Origin of the sequence: Mycobacterium sp. NPDC051804 (assembly GCF_044452905.1) — a bacterium.
Taxonomy (GTDB): Bacteria; Actinomycetota; Actinomycetes; order Mycobacteriales; family Mycobacteriaceae; genus Mycobacterium.
In genome coordinates, this window is sequence record NZ_JBITCD010000002.1 from 325463 (window position 1) to 340915 (window position 15453).

Annotated in this window: 18 protein-coding genes; 6 read left to right on the forward strand and 12 right to left on the reverse strand. The window is 64.5% G+C overall.

The features are described from left to right. The first annotated feature begins 42 nt into the window (after positions 1 to 42). From ACIA48_RS07285 to ACIA48_RS07300, 4 genes are read left to right on the forward strand one after another with little or no spacing between them, the layout of a single operon-like run. Positions 43 to 603, forward strand: a complete 561-nt coding sequence (locus ACIA48_RS07285) for a hypothetical protein (RefSeq protein WP_396729186.1) — start codon at positions 43 to 45, stop codon at positions 601 to 603. 2 nt (positions 604 to 605) lie between these two features. Then, entirely contained in the window at positions 606 to 1007 is a 402-nt protein-coding gene (locus ACIA48_RS07290; RefSeq protein ID WP_396729187.1) for a YybH family protein, read from the forward strand. A gap of 3 nt (positions 1008 to 1010) precedes the next feature. Beyond that, positions 1011 to 2330, forward strand: a complete 1320-nt coding sequence (locus ACIA48_RS07295) for a Dyp-type peroxidase (RefSeq protein WP_396729189.1) — start codon at positions 1011 to 1013, stop codon at positions 2328 to 2330. 10 nt (positions 2331 to 2340) lie between these two features. Continuing rightward, positions 2341 to 3342 carry a hypothetical protein gene (locus ACIA48_RS07300; protein WP_396729191.1) on the forward strand — a complete coding sequence of 334 codons (1002 nt, stop codon included), beginning with the start codon at positions 2341 to 2343 and terminating at the stop codon, positions 3340 to 3342. 9 nt (positions 3343 to 3351) lie between these two features. Here ACIA48_RS07300 and ACIA48_RS07305 read toward each other — a convergent pair whose 3' ends face one another. The 6 genes from ACIA48_RS07305 to ACIA48_RS07330 are packed head-to-tail and all read right to left on the reverse strand — an operon-like array spanning position 3352 to position 8934. Beyond that, positions 3352 to 4248: an HpcH/HpaI aldolase/citrate lyase family protein gene (locus ACIA48_RS07305; protein WP_396729194.1), complete on the reverse strand. Its 897-nt coding sequence runs from the start codon at positions 4246 to 4248 to the stop codon at positions 3352 to 3354. After that, positions 4248 to 5444: a CaiB/BaiF CoA transferase family protein gene (locus ACIA48_RS07310; protein WP_396729196.1), complete on the reverse strand. Its 1197-nt coding sequence runs from the start codon at positions 5442 to 5444 to the stop codon at positions 4248 to 4250. The genes ACIA48_RS07305 and ACIA48_RS07310 overlap by 1 nt, the downstream gene beginning before the upstream one ends. After that, positions 5441 to 5776 carry a hypothetical protein gene (locus tag ACIA48_RS07315; RefSeq protein WP_396729199.1) on the reverse strand — a complete coding sequence of 112 codons (336 nt, stop codon included), beginning with the start codon at positions 5774 to 5776 and terminating at the stop codon, positions 5441 to 5443. Before ACIA48_RS07315 ends, ACIA48_RS07310 begins: the two co-directional genes overlap by 4 nt. Further along, positions 5773 to 7074: an SRPBCC family protein gene (locus ACIA48_RS07320; protein ID WP_396729201.1), complete on the reverse strand. Its 1302-nt coding sequence runs from the start codon at positions 7072 to 7074 to the stop codon at positions 5773 to 5775. Before ACIA48_RS07320 ends, ACIA48_RS07315 begins: the two co-directional genes overlap by 4 nt. After that, positions 7071 to 7958 carry an enoyl-CoA hydratase/isomerase family protein gene (locus ACIA48_RS07325; RefSeq protein WP_396729203.1) on the reverse strand — a complete coding sequence of 296 codons (888 nt, stop codon included), beginning with the start codon at positions 7956 to 7958 and terminating at the stop codon, positions 7071 to 7073. The genes ACIA48_RS07320 and ACIA48_RS07325 overlap by 4 nt, the downstream gene beginning before the upstream one ends. 10 nt (positions 7959 to 7968) lie before the next feature. Further along, positions 7969 to 8934, reverse strand: a complete 966-nt coding sequence (locus ACIA48_RS07330) for a TIGR03621 family F420-dependent LLM class oxidoreductase (protein ID WP_396729205.1) — start codon at positions 8932 to 8934, stop codon at positions 7969 to 7971. 57 nt (positions 8935 to 8991) lie between these two features. Between ACIA48_RS07330 and ACIA48_RS07335 the strand changes: the two genes are divergently transcribed. Further along, on the forward strand, positions 8992 to 9696 hold the full coding sequence (locus ACIA48_RS07335; protein ID WP_396729207.1) for an SDR family NAD(P)-dependent oxidoreductase: 705 nt from the start codon (positions 8992 to 8994) through the stop codon (positions 9694 to 9696). Here ACIA48_RS07335 and ACIA48_RS07340 read toward each other — a convergent pair. From ACIA48_RS07340 to ACIA48_RS07350, 3 genes are read right to left on the reverse strand one after another with little or no spacing between them, the layout of a single operon-like run. Further along, a complete protein-coding gene (locus ACIA48_RS07340; protein ID WP_396729209.1) occupies positions 9693 to 10316 on the reverse strand; it encodes a TetR/AcrR family transcriptional regulator in 624 nt (207 codons plus the stop codon). The genes ACIA48_RS07335 and ACIA48_RS07340 overlap by 4 nt on opposite strands. Before the next feature lie 27 nt (positions 10317 to 10343). Continuing rightward, positions 10344 to 11129: a spirocyclase AveC family protein gene (locus ACIA48_RS07345; protein ID WP_396729211.1), complete on the reverse strand. Its 786-nt coding sequence runs from the start codon at positions 11127 to 11129 to the stop codon at positions 10344 to 10346. After that, on the reverse strand, positions 11126 to 11266 hold the full coding sequence (locus ACIA48_RS07350) for a hypothetical protein (protein ID WP_396729213.1): 141 nt from the start codon (positions 11264 to 11266) through the stop codon (positions 11126 to 11128). The genes ACIA48_RS07345 and ACIA48_RS07350 overlap by 4 nt, the downstream gene beginning before the upstream one ends. Positions 11267 to 11388: 122 nt before the next feature. On the opposite strand from ACIA48_RS07350, the gene ACIA48_RS07355 reads away from it, so the two are divergent. Then, positions 11389 to 12033 (forward strand): TetR/AcrR family transcriptional regulator, encoded by a 645-nt coding sequence (locus ACIA48_RS07355; protein ID WP_396729215.1) that lies wholly within the window; start codon positions 11389 to 11391, stop codon positions 12031 to 12033. 8 nt (positions 12034 to 12041) lie between these two features. Here ACIA48_RS07355 and ACIA48_RS07360 read toward each other — a convergent pair whose 3' ends face one another. Genes ACIA48_RS07360 through ACIA48_RS07370 form a run of 3 tightly spaced genes read right to left on the reverse strand, consistent with a single transcriptional unit; the run spans position 12042 to position 15444 of the window. Next, positions 12042 to 12923 carry a mycofactocin-coupled SDR family oxidoreductase gene (locus ACIA48_RS07360; RefSeq protein WP_396729217.1) on the reverse strand — a complete coding sequence of 294 codons (882 nt, stop codon included), beginning with the start codon at positions 12921 to 12923 and terminating at the stop codon, positions 12042 to 12044. Beyond that, complete coding sequence (locus ACIA48_RS07365; RefSeq protein ID WP_396730677.1) at positions 12920 to 14197, reverse strand: cytochrome P450; 1278 nt, start codon at positions 14195 to 14197, stop codon at positions 12920 to 12922. Before ACIA48_RS07365 ends, ACIA48_RS07360 begins: the two co-directional genes overlap by 4 nt. Positions 14198 to 14229: 32 nt before the next feature. After that, a complete protein-coding gene (locus ACIA48_RS07370) occupies positions 14230 to 15444 on the reverse strand; it encodes a cytochrome P450 (protein ID WP_396729219.1) in 1215 nt (404 codons plus the stop codon). Between the last annotated feature and the right edge of the window lie 9 nt (positions 15445 to 15453).

Here is a 15453-nt window from a genome sequence, read left to right on the forward strand (position 1 = left end):
GTGCTAATGTCCGCCTCATCCGGTTCTAGAAAAGGGGGCGGAATGAATTCTGCAGATCCAGCTTGGTCGAAACCAGCCGCAATGGCGATTCCCAAGGAGGGATATTTCGAACTGGAGCGGGGGCGCTACGGTCCGACCTACCCGCGGACTCCGGCCTGCCACGGCTTCACGATCATCGCGAAGGTGAAAGAAGGCCGCGAAGAGGCAGTGCGGGCCTACGGCAAGACCATCGAAGAGACGATCGCGGCGAGTCCTGAGGCGCTGGCGCCGCTGCGGTTGCACTACCTCCGCTGGCAACTATTCGACGTGGGGTCCGGCCTCCACTTCCAATATCAGGGCATCTTCGACACCGATTTCGACAAGTACACCGAGGACGCTGTCGCATTGTTCAGCGCAACCGGTGTCACCACCGTGTTCACCAACCTCGAGGGCTTCCCCGAGGATTGGAAGGAGAATCCTGACGCATTCATCAAGTTCGTTCGCGAACATCAGGTTCCGAGTTTCCTCGAGTACGGTGAGTACCCCTATGTAACTGCCGACGAGATCAAGAAGGCTCTGCGGCTGAAGGCCGCGTTCTCGACCATGCTCGACCAGATGCAATAGACATGAGCACCGCAGATCCACTGGCGGTCGTGCAGCAGTACATCGACAGTTTCAATCAGGGCGACGTCGAGCAGATGGCCGCCGTCTTCGCCGATTCGGCTGCGATCCTCGACGGTATGGCGCCACACCTGTGGCAAGGTCCGGCGGCTACCCGCGATTGGTACCGCGACGTACTCACTGAAGGTGAACTACACGACGCATCAGGCTATTTCGTCACGATTGGCGATCCGCTGCACAACAACGTCACCGGCGACAGCGCGTACGTCGTGGTGCCCGCAACGATGACGTTCACCGTCAAAGGCAATCAGGTTACGCAGACCGGCGCGTCGTTCACGGTCGCCCTCTCCAGGCAGACCGACGGCTGGCGGATCGCGGCGTGGGCGTGGACGAAGGGCAGGCAATAGTCGATGCTCGAATTCGACGACATCCAGCACATCCTCCTGACCCGAACTCCCGCGCTGACAGGGCGATACGAGTTTCTGTCGTTCGACACGCCTGCGGGCGGACGCGCGTGGCTTTCGGAGGTGCTGCCCAAGACGCAGTCGGCCACCGACGCCGTGGCCACCATGGACGAGTCGGATCGTTGGGTCACCTTGGCGTTTACGTGGACCGGTCTCCGCGCGCTCGGTGTGCCCGAGGAATCACTCGCGACGTTCCCCGAGGAGTTCCGGACGGGCATGGCGTCGCGGGCTGACATCCTCGGCGACACCGGCACGGCCGCACCCGAACACTGGGTCGGCGGCCTCGCCGGCGACGACTTGCATGCGATCGCAATTCTGTTCTCCCGCAACGACGAACAGAACAAGCGCTCCATCACGGAGCATGACAAGCTGCTCGCCCGCACCGAGGGCGTACGCAGCCTGTCGTTCCTGGATCTCAATGCGACACCGCCGTTCAACTACGCCCACGACCATTTCGGTTTCCGGGACCGGTTGTCGCAACCGGTGATGAAGGGATCCGGCGAAGAGCCGACTCCGGGATCCGGCGCAGCGCTGGAACCGGGCGAATTCATCCTCGGTTACCCCGACGAGAACGGACCCGTAACCAACCTCCCTGAGCCGCAGGTGCTGTCACGCAACGGAAGCTATATGGCTTACCGCCGACTGCAGGAACACGTCGCCTTGTTTCGCGACTATCTGCGCGAGAACGCCGAGACACCCGACGACCAGGAATTGCTGGCGGCGAAGTTCATGGGCCGCTGGCGCAGTGGTGCACCGCTGGTCCTGGCGCCGCACCAAGACGACCCCGAGCTTGGCGCAGACCCGATGCGCAACAACGATTTCAACTACAAGGAGATGGATCCGTTCGGGTACGCGTGTCCGCTCGGCTCTCATGCCAGGCGGCTGAATCCACGCGACACCGCGCACTACATGAACCGCAGACGCATGATCCGCCGCGGCGCCACTTACGGGCCGGCGCTGCCCGAGGGCGCACCCGACGACGGTGTCGACCGCGGTATCGCCGCGTTCATCATCTGCGCCGACCTGATCCGGCAGTTCGAGTTCGCGCAGAACGTATGGATCAACGACAAGGCGTTCCACGAACTCGGCAACGAGCACGACCCGATCTGCGGCACCCAGGACGGCTCACTGGACTTCACGGTTCCCAAGCGTCCGATCCGCAAAGTGCACAAGGGTATTCCGGCCTTCACCACGCTTCGTGGCGGCGCATACTTCTTCCTGCCCGGGATGAACGCGATGCGCTACCTGGCTTCGCTCGGCGATTAGGAGGAACATCATGCGTGCGCGCACTTACAACCAGTCCCATATCGCCCGGCCGCACTCCGGTGGGCGCCGCGTCAGCATCTACTGGACGTGGAGCTATCCCTGGGAATCGCAACGGGATCCGGCGATCATCGAGAACCGCTTCTCCACCATCACGGAAGTGCGCAATGTCGCGTGGCCCGCCTACGAGACGCCGGAGTACGACGCGGCGAACTTCCTGCAGGGCATCGCGGGAACACTCGAGCTGTTCCACCGCTCGACACTGGATTTCCAAGCGCTTGCCGAGGAGGCCACCGGCCATCCCGTCGCGGTCTTCCAGCGCATCGATCAAGCGGGATACAAACTGCCGATCGACGAACGGATCCTGGCGGACACCGACACGTTGATGGTGTTCGGTCTCGACCATCTGCTCTCCGAACAGGAAGCCGCACCCGACGAGATCGCAGCCATCACCGAGTGGCTGAAGCGCGAGGGCACCTGCCTGCTGCTGGCCCCACACCACGACGTGGGATTCACCGACGACTACACCCAGCGGCAGGTCGAGTACGAACATCACGGCGACCGCCTGGTGCCGCGACAGCAACGGTTCGGTCAGTACACACGCTCACTGATGAAGGCGCTCGACGTCCCCGTCCACAACAAGTGGGGGCTGCGGCCCGCCGTGGTCGACGGCACGAAGGAGATCGCGCCGCTGACCGGGAATCTCGACCTCGACGCGGCAAGACTGCTCACCAACGTCACCACCTTCAACTTCCACCCGCACCTGCCGCACTACGAACTGACCGCACCCGAGGGCGACAACCTCCGAGTACTCGGGCGCCAGCGCGTCGATCCCAACCGGCCGCACCCATTCACCGCCGAGGGCAACACCGAGTTCAATGCTCTGATCTGGATGCCGCCGGCAGGTCAGCGGGCCGGCGACATCGTGCTGATCGATTCCACGCATTTCACCACCCTGTTCGGCGGCACCGATAGCCTGCGCAACCTTTGGCACAACCTCGCCACCATGAAGTAGGACGTCGACCTAACTGTTTTCTGGCACCGCTCGGCGCAGCACGTTCTCCGCGTGCCGCATCAGCGCCGCGTCGACGAGTTTCCCGTCGCGGCCTATCGCCCCGGTGCCGCCGGCTTCGGCGCGCCGATAGTCGGCCACGATGGCGCGGGCTTCCGCGAGCTCTTCGGTTGTCGGCGTGAAGATCTCGTTCGCAACCGCTACCTGGGACGGGTGAATCGCCCACTTCCCGTCGTACCCGAGTAGGCTCGCCCGCTGCGCTTCGCGACGGTAGCCCCCCTCGTCCCGATAGCCCGGGTAGGGCGCGTCGATCGCATACACACCGGCCGCGCGCGCAGCCGCCAAGACCTGAACGCGCACGGCATGCCAGTAGTCGCCCGGATAGTCACCGGATGGTCCGAAGTTCCCGTCGACGCGTGCCCGTAGCGACGCCGACAGATCCCCCGCCCCGAAGATGACCGCCTCTACCCGCGGACTGGCTCGCGCGATCTCCGCGGCGTTGAGTAACCCTTCGGCCTCCTCGATGAGCACCTCCACCGCGATCGGACGCGACAGCCCGAGCTTCGTCTCGAGTTGGGTGAGCAGCACGTCGACCCACCAAACATCGCGTGCCCTCAGGGCCTTCGGGAGGATGATGACGTCGAGCGCGTCCCGTGCTCCCGTGACGATCTCGATGATGTCGCCATAACACCACTGCGTGTCCAGGCCGTTGATCCGGACCGCGCGGACGGTGGTCCCCCAATCCAACCCGGTGAGCGCCGCAACGGCCGTCGCACGGGCCGACTCCTTCACGGCCGGCGCACAGGCGTCCTCGAGATCGAGGAACACCAGATCGGCACCACTGCGCGCGGCCACCTCGCACATGTGGGCATCGCTTGCCGGAGTGGCCAACTCGCTTCTGCGCGGCATCAGATCGTCCCCGCGGCACGTAAGTCGGCAAGCCGGGCGTCATCGAGTCCGAGCAGGTCTCGGTAGACCACCTCGTTGTCCGCGCCGAGCGCGCGGCCGAGATGGTCAAGACGGCCGGGCGTTTCGCTCAGCCTCGCGACGGGCGCCTGCACGGTCATCTCCCCCAGATCCGGATCGTCGACTCCCACAAAGACCCCCCTTGCCCGCAGATGTTCGTCAGCCAGCAGCTGCTGCGCATCGTAGACCGGCGCCGCCGCAACATCCTCGGCGAGAAACACTTTCATGGCTTCGGCAAGCGTGTGCTCGCATATCCAATCCGCGACGAGCCCGTTGATCTCGTCGGCCCTGGCCTGGCGCGGGATCGGGTCGACGTACTCGGAGCGGACCGCGAGGTCCGCCCGATCGATAGCACGGTAGAGGCGGGCCGCGATGCTGGATGACGCACTCGAAATCGCGATCCACTTGTCATCGGACGTCCGGTAGGCATTACGCGGGGCGCTCGCGTCGGCACGGTTGCCGGTGCGGCCCTGAATTTCTCCAAGTTGGTCGTACGCCAGCGTGGCCTGTTCGACGAGCCGGGCCAACGGTTCGACAAGGCTGACATCGACCAGTTGACCGCCACCGCCGTGGACGTCGCGGTGATACAGCGCAGCCAGCACCGCGTAGGTGGCCGACTGCGCGGCGACACCGTCGGCGAGCATGAAGGGCGGCAGGGTCGGCGGACCGTCGGCCTGCCCGCAGACGTGCGCGAATCCGCTCATTGCCTCGGCCAGGGTCCCGAAACCAGGCCGGTCGCTGGCCGGGCCGCCGAGGCCGTACCCAGTCACGTGGAGGACCACCAGCTTCGGATACCGCTCGTGCAGCGATTCGTAATCCAGCCCCCAGCGGGCCAGTGTGCTGGGCCGGGTGTTTACGACGAACACGTCGCTGTGCGCCAGCAGGCCGTGCAACAGGTCGCGGCCGTCGACGGTGCGCAGGTCGAGCGTGACGCATTTCTTGTTGCGGCTCACGCTCTTCCAGACCAGCCCGATGTCGTCGCGCCGCACGCCCCAGGTACGCAACGGGTCGCCGACGCCGGGTTGTTCGACCTTGATGACGTCGGCGCCGAATTCGCCGAGCGCGGTCGCCACCAACGGGCCCGCCGCTAGCGTCGCGGCGTCGACCACCCGCAGACCCGACAGCGGCAGACTACTCATAACGCGGGTTCGGCAACCATCTCGAAGAAGGCGGCACCCGAGTCGGGGATGCGGTTCTGCTTGAAGATGTTCACCGCGTACGACACCAGGATCATCGAGAACAACATGTTCATCAGCCGCTTGGCAGACGCATCGAAGTTGTCGATGTCGAGCCCGTCGAGGTAGGCGATGGCCCGCTCGGCGTGTGGCGCGATTGCGTCGTAGAACGCCACCAGGTCGTCGTACGGTCGGTTCAGTCGCGCGGCGTAGCGCTCCGCGCGGGTGGCCAGCGCCCAGTCGTCGACCCACGGTTCCAGCTCGGAGAAGCCCTCGGGCAGTTGCTGTTCCGTCATGATCTCTGCTCCTCACCGGCCTGGTAGGCCGCGACGGTGTCGCGGATCACCGTGTGGAACTGCCGGATGAGCAGCTCTTGGTCGGACAGGTGGAAGGTCGTCTGCGCCCGAGTTTTCAGCGCCGAGTGGGTGGCCTCGATCGTATTGACATCCTGCATCGCGAACTCGATCGTGCTGTCGACCACCACCTCCTGCGCGAGCCGTTCGTGCGCATTGGCCGGCGGCACAAAATACATGTCGATGTCGTAGATGTGGGTGTCGACGGTCTCGGGCCAGTACGTGTAGGTGATGTAGTAGTTGCGCGCCCAGATCTGGATCGAGATGTTCGGGAACAGCCAGAACTGATCGTTGCCCCACGATGCGATCTCGCCACGGTTCAAGAAGCCTGGCAGCGGACCAATGTCGGGCACGTCGTCGGGCCCGAAAAGCCCTGCGCGAAAAAGCTTGTACACCCACCGCTGATCCTGACGCGCCTCGCCGGCCTTACCCGGCTCGCGGGGCGGCAGGATGGGCGGGCCGGGTACCGAGGTCAGCATGTGCGGCCGGAACAGGTCGTAGTGATAGGAGTCGACCGGCGGCACCATCTTTTCGGCTTTGGACACGTCAGGATCGATGAATCGGCCGTGCACATAGGGCGGGTGGTACCACTCGCAGACAGAGTCGACGGCGAGCTTCCAGTTGCCCTTGATCTGCGTGGAGAACCCGTAGTGCTGCGTCATGAGATGGAACGGATACGTCTCCATTCCGAGCAGCCCTTCGCCGAGGAACGTGCGCAGCGGCTCTGCGTCTTCGGCGAGGTTGACGAAGATGAAGCCCGCCCACACTTCGCAGTGCACCGGCGGCATACGCAGCTTGCTCTTGTCGAGATCGAAGAACTCTTCCTCGTTCGTGATGTGGTTGACGACACCGTTGAGCCCGTATCGCCAGCCGTGGTACTTGCAGGCGAAGGCGCGGCAGCTACCGGACGACTCCTCCGCCGGATGTTCTTGCCAGACAACCTTGTTGCCGCGGTGCGCGCAGATGTTGTGGAACGCATACACGTTGTCGTCGAGGTCACGCGTGATCACGATCGACGCCAACCGACCGGGTAGCTCACGGGTGAAGTAGGACCCTTTGCGCGGCAACCGTTCCATCCGGCCGACGCACAACCAACTGCGCTCGAAGACGGCTTTGCGTTCGGCGGCGAAGAACTCCTCGGAGACGGAGTCCTCGTAGTTCACCGGGCCGGTGCCGAGGTCTGGGTAGTCGGTGGTGAACTTGCCGCGTCCGGTGGCGAGCTTCTGCTGGATGCCGGTCATGAGGTGACTCCTTGGCTGGGCTGCTTTCCGTTGGACCAGGGCTGCTGATCCCAGGGCCGGTCGAGCGGTTCCATCTCTCCGCCGAATGGGAAGAACACCCGCTGGGCGTAGGTTTCACGGCCCAGGCCGTGCCCGAGCTCGTTGACGAATGCCCGCTTGAGAGGATTCGTGAAGAGCTGACGGGTGTACCGCAGCGTCAGCGGCGGCCGCTTGATGAGTTCGCGGGCGTGCTCCCAGGCGCGGTCGAGCAGCTTGTCCTTGGGGAGCACCTCGTTGACCACACCCCACTCCTTGGCCTCCTGCGCGCTGAGCTTCTGGCCGGTTAGCAGGAAGTAACGCGCGCGGTTGTGCCCGGCGAGCATGCTCCAGATCACGTGCTGACCGTCGCCGGGTACCTGGCCGCGCGGGAAGTGCGACGCATCCTGGAAGTAGGCGTCCTCAGAGGCCAGCACGATGTCGCCCATGATCGGCACCTCGGAGTGCATGTTGCAGGGGCCGTTGACGGCGCTGATCATCGGGACGTCGACGTCGAGCACGTTGAAGATCAGATGTCTGGCATACCAGGCCTTCTCATCGAGTTTGTGCGTCCCACGGTCGTCGGGCATCGCCTGGTAGATGGGCGTCTCGGGCGGTTCGCCGTTGGGAAGCCGTCCCCAGTTGGCGTTGTAGTTCTCACCGGTACCGGTGTGGATCAGCACCTTGATCTCGCGGTCACCCGCGATGTCGGCGAAGGCATCGGACATTTCGTCGTGGGCCTTCCAACTCCACACCAGGCTGGCACCGTCGGTGTGGCATTGCATGAACAGGATGCCGTCGTCGGTCAGCTCGAATTTGTAGTTGGCGTAACTGTTCTGGTACTCGCTGAATCTCGTTCTCTTGGCCATCGTGCTCCCTTCACGACCCCGTCAGGCGTGCGACAACGGGGGCGAATGTCTCGGCTTCGGACTGTCGGACGGTTACGTAGTTGACGCCGTGCACTTCCCGGCGTCGCAGCAGTGTTTCGACGACGGCCTCGGCAGCGCCCACCAGCACATTGGGATGGCCGTGCAGGACATCGGGCGACATCCCCGACTTCTCCGCGATGCGCCGGTAAGCCTCATCGGCGCCGTCACCGATCGAGACGAAGAATGGTGAACTCTCGATATCGACGTCACCGATGCGGGCACCCGCCGCGGCTCTGACATATTCGAAGCGGCGCACGGCTTCTTCGTCGGGACTCAGCCCGTCGTCGTTGCGCCGGGTGAACGCCACGGTGTTGATGCTGACGATGTCGGCCTCCCGGCCGGCGTACGACAGCACCCGCTTGCCGCCACCGCCGATCATGATCGGCGGGTGGGGCCGCTGAACCGGGCGCGGTGTGCCCGCGTAGCCGGTGACGTTGACGTAATCGCCGGTGTAGTCGAGTTCGTCCCCCGCGCAATGCGCCTTGATCAGTGCGACGACCTCCTTGAGCTTGGCGACGCGACTCCCCGGCGTGCCGAATGTCAGGCCCATCGCCTCGTATTCGGTTGCGCTCCAACCTGCCCCGATACCGAGTTCCAGACGACCGTCCGAGAGCAGATCCAGCGTCGCGATCTCCTTCGCGAGCACGGCGGGCACGTGGTAGTCGATGCAGAACACGCGGCAGCCGACGCGCAGTGTCTTGGTGTGGGCCGCCGCGGTAGCGATCGCGGCGATCGGCGCCAGGTCCTGGCGTGGTGTCCGCGCGACCCGCTGCGCCGGGCCGGGGCCAAGGTAGTGGTCGGCGAGCGTCAGGGTTGAGTAGCCCAATTGCTCTACCTTGCGCACGAATTCGCGCCATTCGCGCGCGTCGGCGACGTTCGTCGCCTGGACGGCGAAGCGGAATGGGCGCCTGTCCACCGGGCCGAGAGTACTCGCGATTGCGCAATAAGTATACGGTTTTGTATATTTTAGTTCGTGAAGACAGCACTGGTTACGGGCGGGGCATCTGGGATCGGCCGGGCCATCGCCGACCGGCTGCGGACGGACGGCAATCACGTCGCCACCATCGACCTGGCATCGGGAGACACCGACTTCAGCTACGTCGCCGACGTCACCGACCGCAATCAGATCGACACGGCACTCGATGCCATCCGCAGCGCGCTCGGACCGATCACGATCCTGGTGAACTCCGCTGGTATGACGTCGTTCCGGCGGTTCACCAACCTGACCTCCGAGGAATGGAACAAGGTCGTCGACGTCAACCTCAACGGGGTGTTCCACGTGACCCAGGCGGTACTGCCGGACATGCTGGAGGCCGGCTGGGGCCGCATCGTCAACATCTCCTCGTCCAGCACCCACTCCGGGTCGCCCTATCAGACGGCATACGTCGCCGCGAAGTCCGCCGTCAACGGGCTGACGAAAACCCTTGCGCTGGAATACGGCCCGAAAGGGATCACCGCCAACGTGGTGCCACCCGGATCGATCGACACCCCCATGCTGCGCGACGCCGAGAAGAAGGGTCTGCTCGGCGGGACAGTCGAGGACATCGCCGCGCGGATCCCCGTGCGGCGGATCGGCACACCCGAAGACATCGCGGCCACCTGCGCGTTCCTCGTGTCCGAGGAGGCCGGCTACATCACCGGCCAGATCGTCGGCGTGAACGGTGGACGCTGCACCTAGCGGGGCGTGACGCCGCGCAGGAATACCCGTACCGCGTATTGGAGGTGACGCTCCTGCTGCTGTGACGACCGGAAGACGCCGAAGTCGGCCATGCGCGCGGGGACCGCCTCGACCATCGCCAGGAACGTCTCGGCCGCCAGTTCCAGGTCCTCGACCTTGATGGTGCCGAGTTCCTCATGGCGGCGCAGCAATTCGGTGACCGCACGTGTGCGGCCCGCCCACATCATCGACTCCGCCGAGACGTTGAACTCCGGGAACTGAGCGGCCTCGTTGAACGCGATCCGCTTGAGCCGCACGTTCTCGGGATGCGTTGCGCGGGCCAGTGCCACGCGTCCGGTGGCCAGAAGCGCGGTCTCCAAATCGTCTTCGTCGATCTCGTCGATGGAGCCGTCGTCGCTGAAGCGAGCCAGCGCCCACGGGATAACGTCGGCGAACACCGCCCGCTTGTCCGCGTAGCGGGCATACAGCGACCGCTTGGTGATGCCTGCGGCCTTCGCGATGGCCTCCATACTGGCTCCGGCATAACCCATTTCGAGGAAAGTGGCGACCGCGGCCTCACGCACCGCGAGGTCGAGCTTCTTCGTCTCCGCCTGGGTAGGCCGCCCACGCCGAATCGCCACCAGGCGAATTGTACTGCGTCAACGGCGCTATCTTGGTTGGTTGGGTACGCCGGGGAACAGCTGAACGTCGGGGCCGGAGGTCACGTATCCCATTTGCTTGGTGACGAGATGCGGTGCGAACACGGATGCGTAGAGAACGTTTCCGATGACGATCACCGCGACGGCGGACAGGACAGCCGACTGCGCCTTGGTCTTCGACAGTTTGTCCGACCACATCTCGATGACGTTGCGGCCCTGTGAGTCCACCCGGCCCAACAGGTAGGTGAAGACCATCATCTGGATGCCCATCGCGATGGCGTCGTAGATCGGGTACTGGTGCAGGGTGCCCTCGAACAGTCCGAGACCCGGAATGACGTAGGCGTAGTGAAAGACTCCGAGGCGGGCGCCGAGCCCCGCGTTGAACATCAGGGCCCAGCAGAAGCCGACGATGAGGCCGACGATCAACAGTGTCTGCGGTTGGCGCCAGTTGAACCGGGCGCTGAGCCGCCGGCCGATCGCCGCGCCGGTGACCGCGGGGATGCAGAAGTAGCCGATGTATCCGAGCGGCACCGATGACGGCAGCCCACCCCACGTCATATTGAGCGGCCACCACGAGGGCATGCGTGGAAGTGCCGGCGGGAACTGCGCATACATCGCCCAGTCGTAGGGCGCCTCGATCCACGAGAACGAGATCGCCGAAATACACAGCAGAAGCAGCGGGTGCAGTCGGCCGCGGCGGACGCTCAGATAGATGCCGGCGATGACGAATAGGATGCCGCTGCCCCAGCCAAAGGCGTTGGACGCGATCAGCAGCGGGGTCATCTCGGTGTTCATCGGTCGGCCTCGTCACCCACCGGTGCTGATTCGGGCGTAGGACGCGGACCGCGCGCTTCGGGGTCGAAATAGGTCACCACGCCGAATATCAGGATGATCAGCCCGAACAGAGTCCCGAGCATGATGAGTTGGCCCACGAGCGCGTCCCTTCACAGCGATCCACCGATCAGTAATAGTGGACACTATTACCAGGGTTCAGGTCAAGGACGGCTATCGTGGTGCCACTAGCCGCGCAGCGCGGTCAGAGGAGTGAGAAGCCGTGCCGCAGCGACGTTCGGGAAAGCAGACCGCCCCGACACCTCGTCGCCCGCGCGGGGAGGCGCGCAGGCTGCTGCTCGACGCCGCCCGTGATCTGTTCGCGCGCCAGGACTACCGCGCCACAACCACCCGCGAGATCGCCGAAGCCGCCGGAGTCACCGAATACCTGCTCTTCCGCCACTTCGGCTCGAAGGCGGGGCTGTTCCGCGAAGCCCTCGTCCTGCCGTTCACGAACTTCGTCGACGACTTCGGCAAGACCTGGCAGTCCGTCATACCCGAGGAGACCGACGAGGAGGAACTTGCCCGACAGTTCGTCGGCCATCTCTACGACGTCCTCGTCGAACACAAGGGCCTGCTGCTGACCCTCGTCACATCGGACGGACTCAGCGAGGAGGAGATCGAAAGTGCCGGCATCACCGATATCCGGCGCGCGCTCACCCTGCTCGGTCAGATCAGCGGCGAAGGCATGCGGCTGCGCGGATTGCATTCGGGCCACCCGGATCTGCCCGCACACTCCACGGTGGCGATGATCGTCGGCATGGTCGCATTGCGGTCCACGTTCTTCGGCAGCCGCCCGCCGTCGCGCGAGGCGATCGTCGACGAACTCGTCCAGTCGACCCTGCACGGCTTCCTGCACCGCCCCTAGAGCGCTGCCTATCCCCCAGGCCCGTTCGGCCACTTCAGCAATGAGCCCGCGTCGACCCGGATCTGCTGACCGGTGATGTATCGGCTGTCATTGCTGGCCAGGAAGACCCCCAGCTTCGCCATGTCCTCGGGTTCGATGTACGGGATCGGCATGGCCTGAAAGATCGTGAACAACGGCTCGGCGTCTTCGCGGGTGGCCTGCTTGCCCTCCATCGTCAGGTCCGGCCGGAACATGCTGTACATGCCGTCGTTCTGCAGCAGATGGGTGTTGCAGTTCGTCGGATGGATGGCATTGACGCGGATCATCTTGTCCGCCAATGCCATCGACATCTCTTCGACGTACTCGATGAGCACACGCTTGCTCCAGCCGTAGCCGCGACCCCCGGGCCCCATGTTCGGGTTGTCGGTCGTGCCGCGGATCATCCCGGCCGTGGATCCGGTGATGATCACCGAGGAGCCGTTGGGCAGATGCGGGACGGTGACGGCCACGGTGTTCATCACACCGAGCAGGTCGACGTCGCTGGCGTCGACGAACGACATCGCATCGAAGGCTCGTCCCATCGCCATCGGCAAGATGCCCGCGTTGGCGACGACGATGTCGATCTTGCCGAGGTCGGCGACGCCTGCCTCGACGGCGTCGCGCAACTCGTGCCGCTCCCGGACATCGGCGACGCGGGCGACCACGCGGCGCCCGATCTCCTTGACCGATCGCTCCGTCTCGGCGAGATCGTCAGGTGTGGCCAACGGGTAAGGGTTGGACGGGATGTCGCGGCAGATGTCCACCGCGATGATGTCCGCCCCCTCCTTCGCCATCTCGATCGCGTGGGCCCGGCCCTGACCGCGAGCCGCGCCGGTGATGAAAGCGACCTTGCCGTCGAGCTTTCCGGTCATTCCGTACTCCTCGGGGTGTATTCCACGTGCAGCGCGGTAAGGCCACGCATGATGAAGGTCGGCTCGTACCCGTACTTCCGATCGTCTGCCGGTCCGTGCATCTCCTCGGAGACGCGAATGTCGGCCATCCGGTCCAGGATTCGATTGACTGCGATACGTGCCTCCGACCGCGCCAGCGGCGAACCCGGACAGGAATGGGGGCCGCGCCCGAACGCGACGTGTTCGCGCACGTTCGGCCGGTCGTGCTTGAACTCGTCCGGATTCTCGAACTTGCGCGGATCGCGGTTACTCGCACCGGGGAGCATCATCAGGATCGTGCCCGCGGGAACGTCGAACTCCCCGATGGTTGTCGACTTACTCGCCAGCCGGAAGTGGCTTTTGACGGGGCTTTCCATCCGCAGGCATTCCTCGAGGAAAGCCGGGATCTGCGAGCGGTCGTCGCGGAGGGCCTTCTGGATGTCCTCCCGCTCGCCGAGCACGCGCATCGCGGTGCTCACGAGCTTGGTCGTCGTATCGGTACCTGCCGCGAACAGGAACGTCGCCAGTTTGACGACCTCGTCGACCGGCGGCACCGACCCGTCCGGATACGTCGCCGCGGCGAGTTCGGTCAGCACATCCTGTCGTGGGGACTCACGCCGGTCGGAGATGTAAGCGGTGAACTTCTCGTCGAGCCACGCCAGCGGGTTGTGCGCTACCGTTTCGCCCTCGTTGCCTTCGACCTCGCCCAGCGGTTCGGCGCCCATCATCTGCTTGAACTCCTGATGGTCTTCAGCTGGTACGCCAAGCAGATCGGCGATCACCAACAGCGCCAACGGTTTCGCGAAGTCCTCCATGAACTCGCATGAGCCGCGGTCGACGATCTTGTCGAGCTGCTGGTCGACGAGACGCCACATGAAGTCTTCGTTCTCGCTGAGTCGCTTCGGCGTGATCAGCCTGCTCAGCAGCCCGCGCGTCTTCTGATGCTCCTCGGCATCCATGGTGACGACGTGCTCGGCCATCGGAATCGTGGCGCGGTGCTCTTCGATGAGCGCGCTGATGTCGTCGCCCTCCGGGGTGAACGGCAGCGGTGGGAACGGACCCGCCACCGCGACACACGACGACATCGCCGGGTCTTTGTACGCAGCCAGCGCTTCGGAGTGTCCGGTCACTGCCACCACGCCGTACGGTGTCGCGTGCTGCACAGGGCATTTCGAGCGCAGCTGGTCGTAGTACGTGTACGGGTCGGGGACCAGCGACATGTCGGTGAAGTAGTCGATCGATTCGAGATCGCCCATCGCGCCTCCTCGGAGCTCGGTCATCGGAATTCCTACTGTGGATCGAAAAGCACCGGCAGCGACGTCGGCGAGCGGAACACCATGCCGCGGATGTGCGGGTCGTCGCCGTCGGGATCCATGCGCAGATTGGGCAACCGGTCGAGCAAGAGGTTGATCGCCGTGCGCATCTCCAGCCGCGCCAGGTGCATTCCGAGGCAGACGTGTACGCCGTGGCCCCAGCTGATCGGAACCTTGGCCTGCCGGAAGATGTCGAATTGGTCTGGATCGGCGTAGCGATCTTCCTGACGGTTGGCCGCACCGAGCATCGGCATCACCGAACAGCCCTCCGGAATCTGCACTCCGCCGAGTTCGGTGTCACGCGTCGTGACCCTGGTGATGTTCAACAGCGGTGCGTCCCAACGCACCCCCTCCTCGATCGCCTGCGGGATCAGCGACCGGTCGGCCTTGATCGCATCGAGTTGATCCGGATTGCTCAAGAGCCCGAACAACAGGCTGCCCAGCGACCGGTACGTCGTCTCCACCCCGGCGGGCAGCAGCAGCCGGATGAACGAGTAGATGTCCTCGTCCTCGAGCTTGTGACCGTCGATTTCAGCGGCCGCCAGAGCACTGATCAGGTCCTCGCGGGGTTCTGCCCGACGAGCCTCCAGGATCGGCGTGAAGTAGTCGATCAGCGCTTTCGACGCCGCCTTGCCGCGTTCCGGGTTCACGGTGAAGCTCAACATCGAGATCGACCACCGCTGGAACTGCGGGAAGTCTTCCTCGGGCAGGCCGAGCAGCGCGGCGATGATGCGGGTCGGATATGGGAAGGTGAACGTCTTGACCAGGTCCGTCTTGCCGTCCGCGGCGAACCCGTCGATCAGCTCGTTGCCGACACGCCCGACGATCTCGTCCTCCCAACGGGCAAGCGCCTTCTGGGTGAACGCCTTGGTCACCAGTGACCGCAGCCGACCGTGGATGGGCTCATCCATACCCAGCATCACGCCCTGACCCAGCACCTCCCCGAAGATCTGGATGACCATGTTCGACGAGTAGGTCTCGTTGTCGCGCAACATCGTCTGGATGTCCTCGTGCCGGTACACGATGAAAACCGGCTTACCCTCCTCGCCGGGCATCGCCGACATGTCGATCCGTTGGATCGGCGTCTCATGGCGCTGTTTGGCCAACTCCGGGTACGGGTCTCGGACGTTACCCGAGACAACTTCGTCGAATGCCCCGAAGTCCTCGAGGTCGTCGAATAGATCGGACAAGACTGCTTC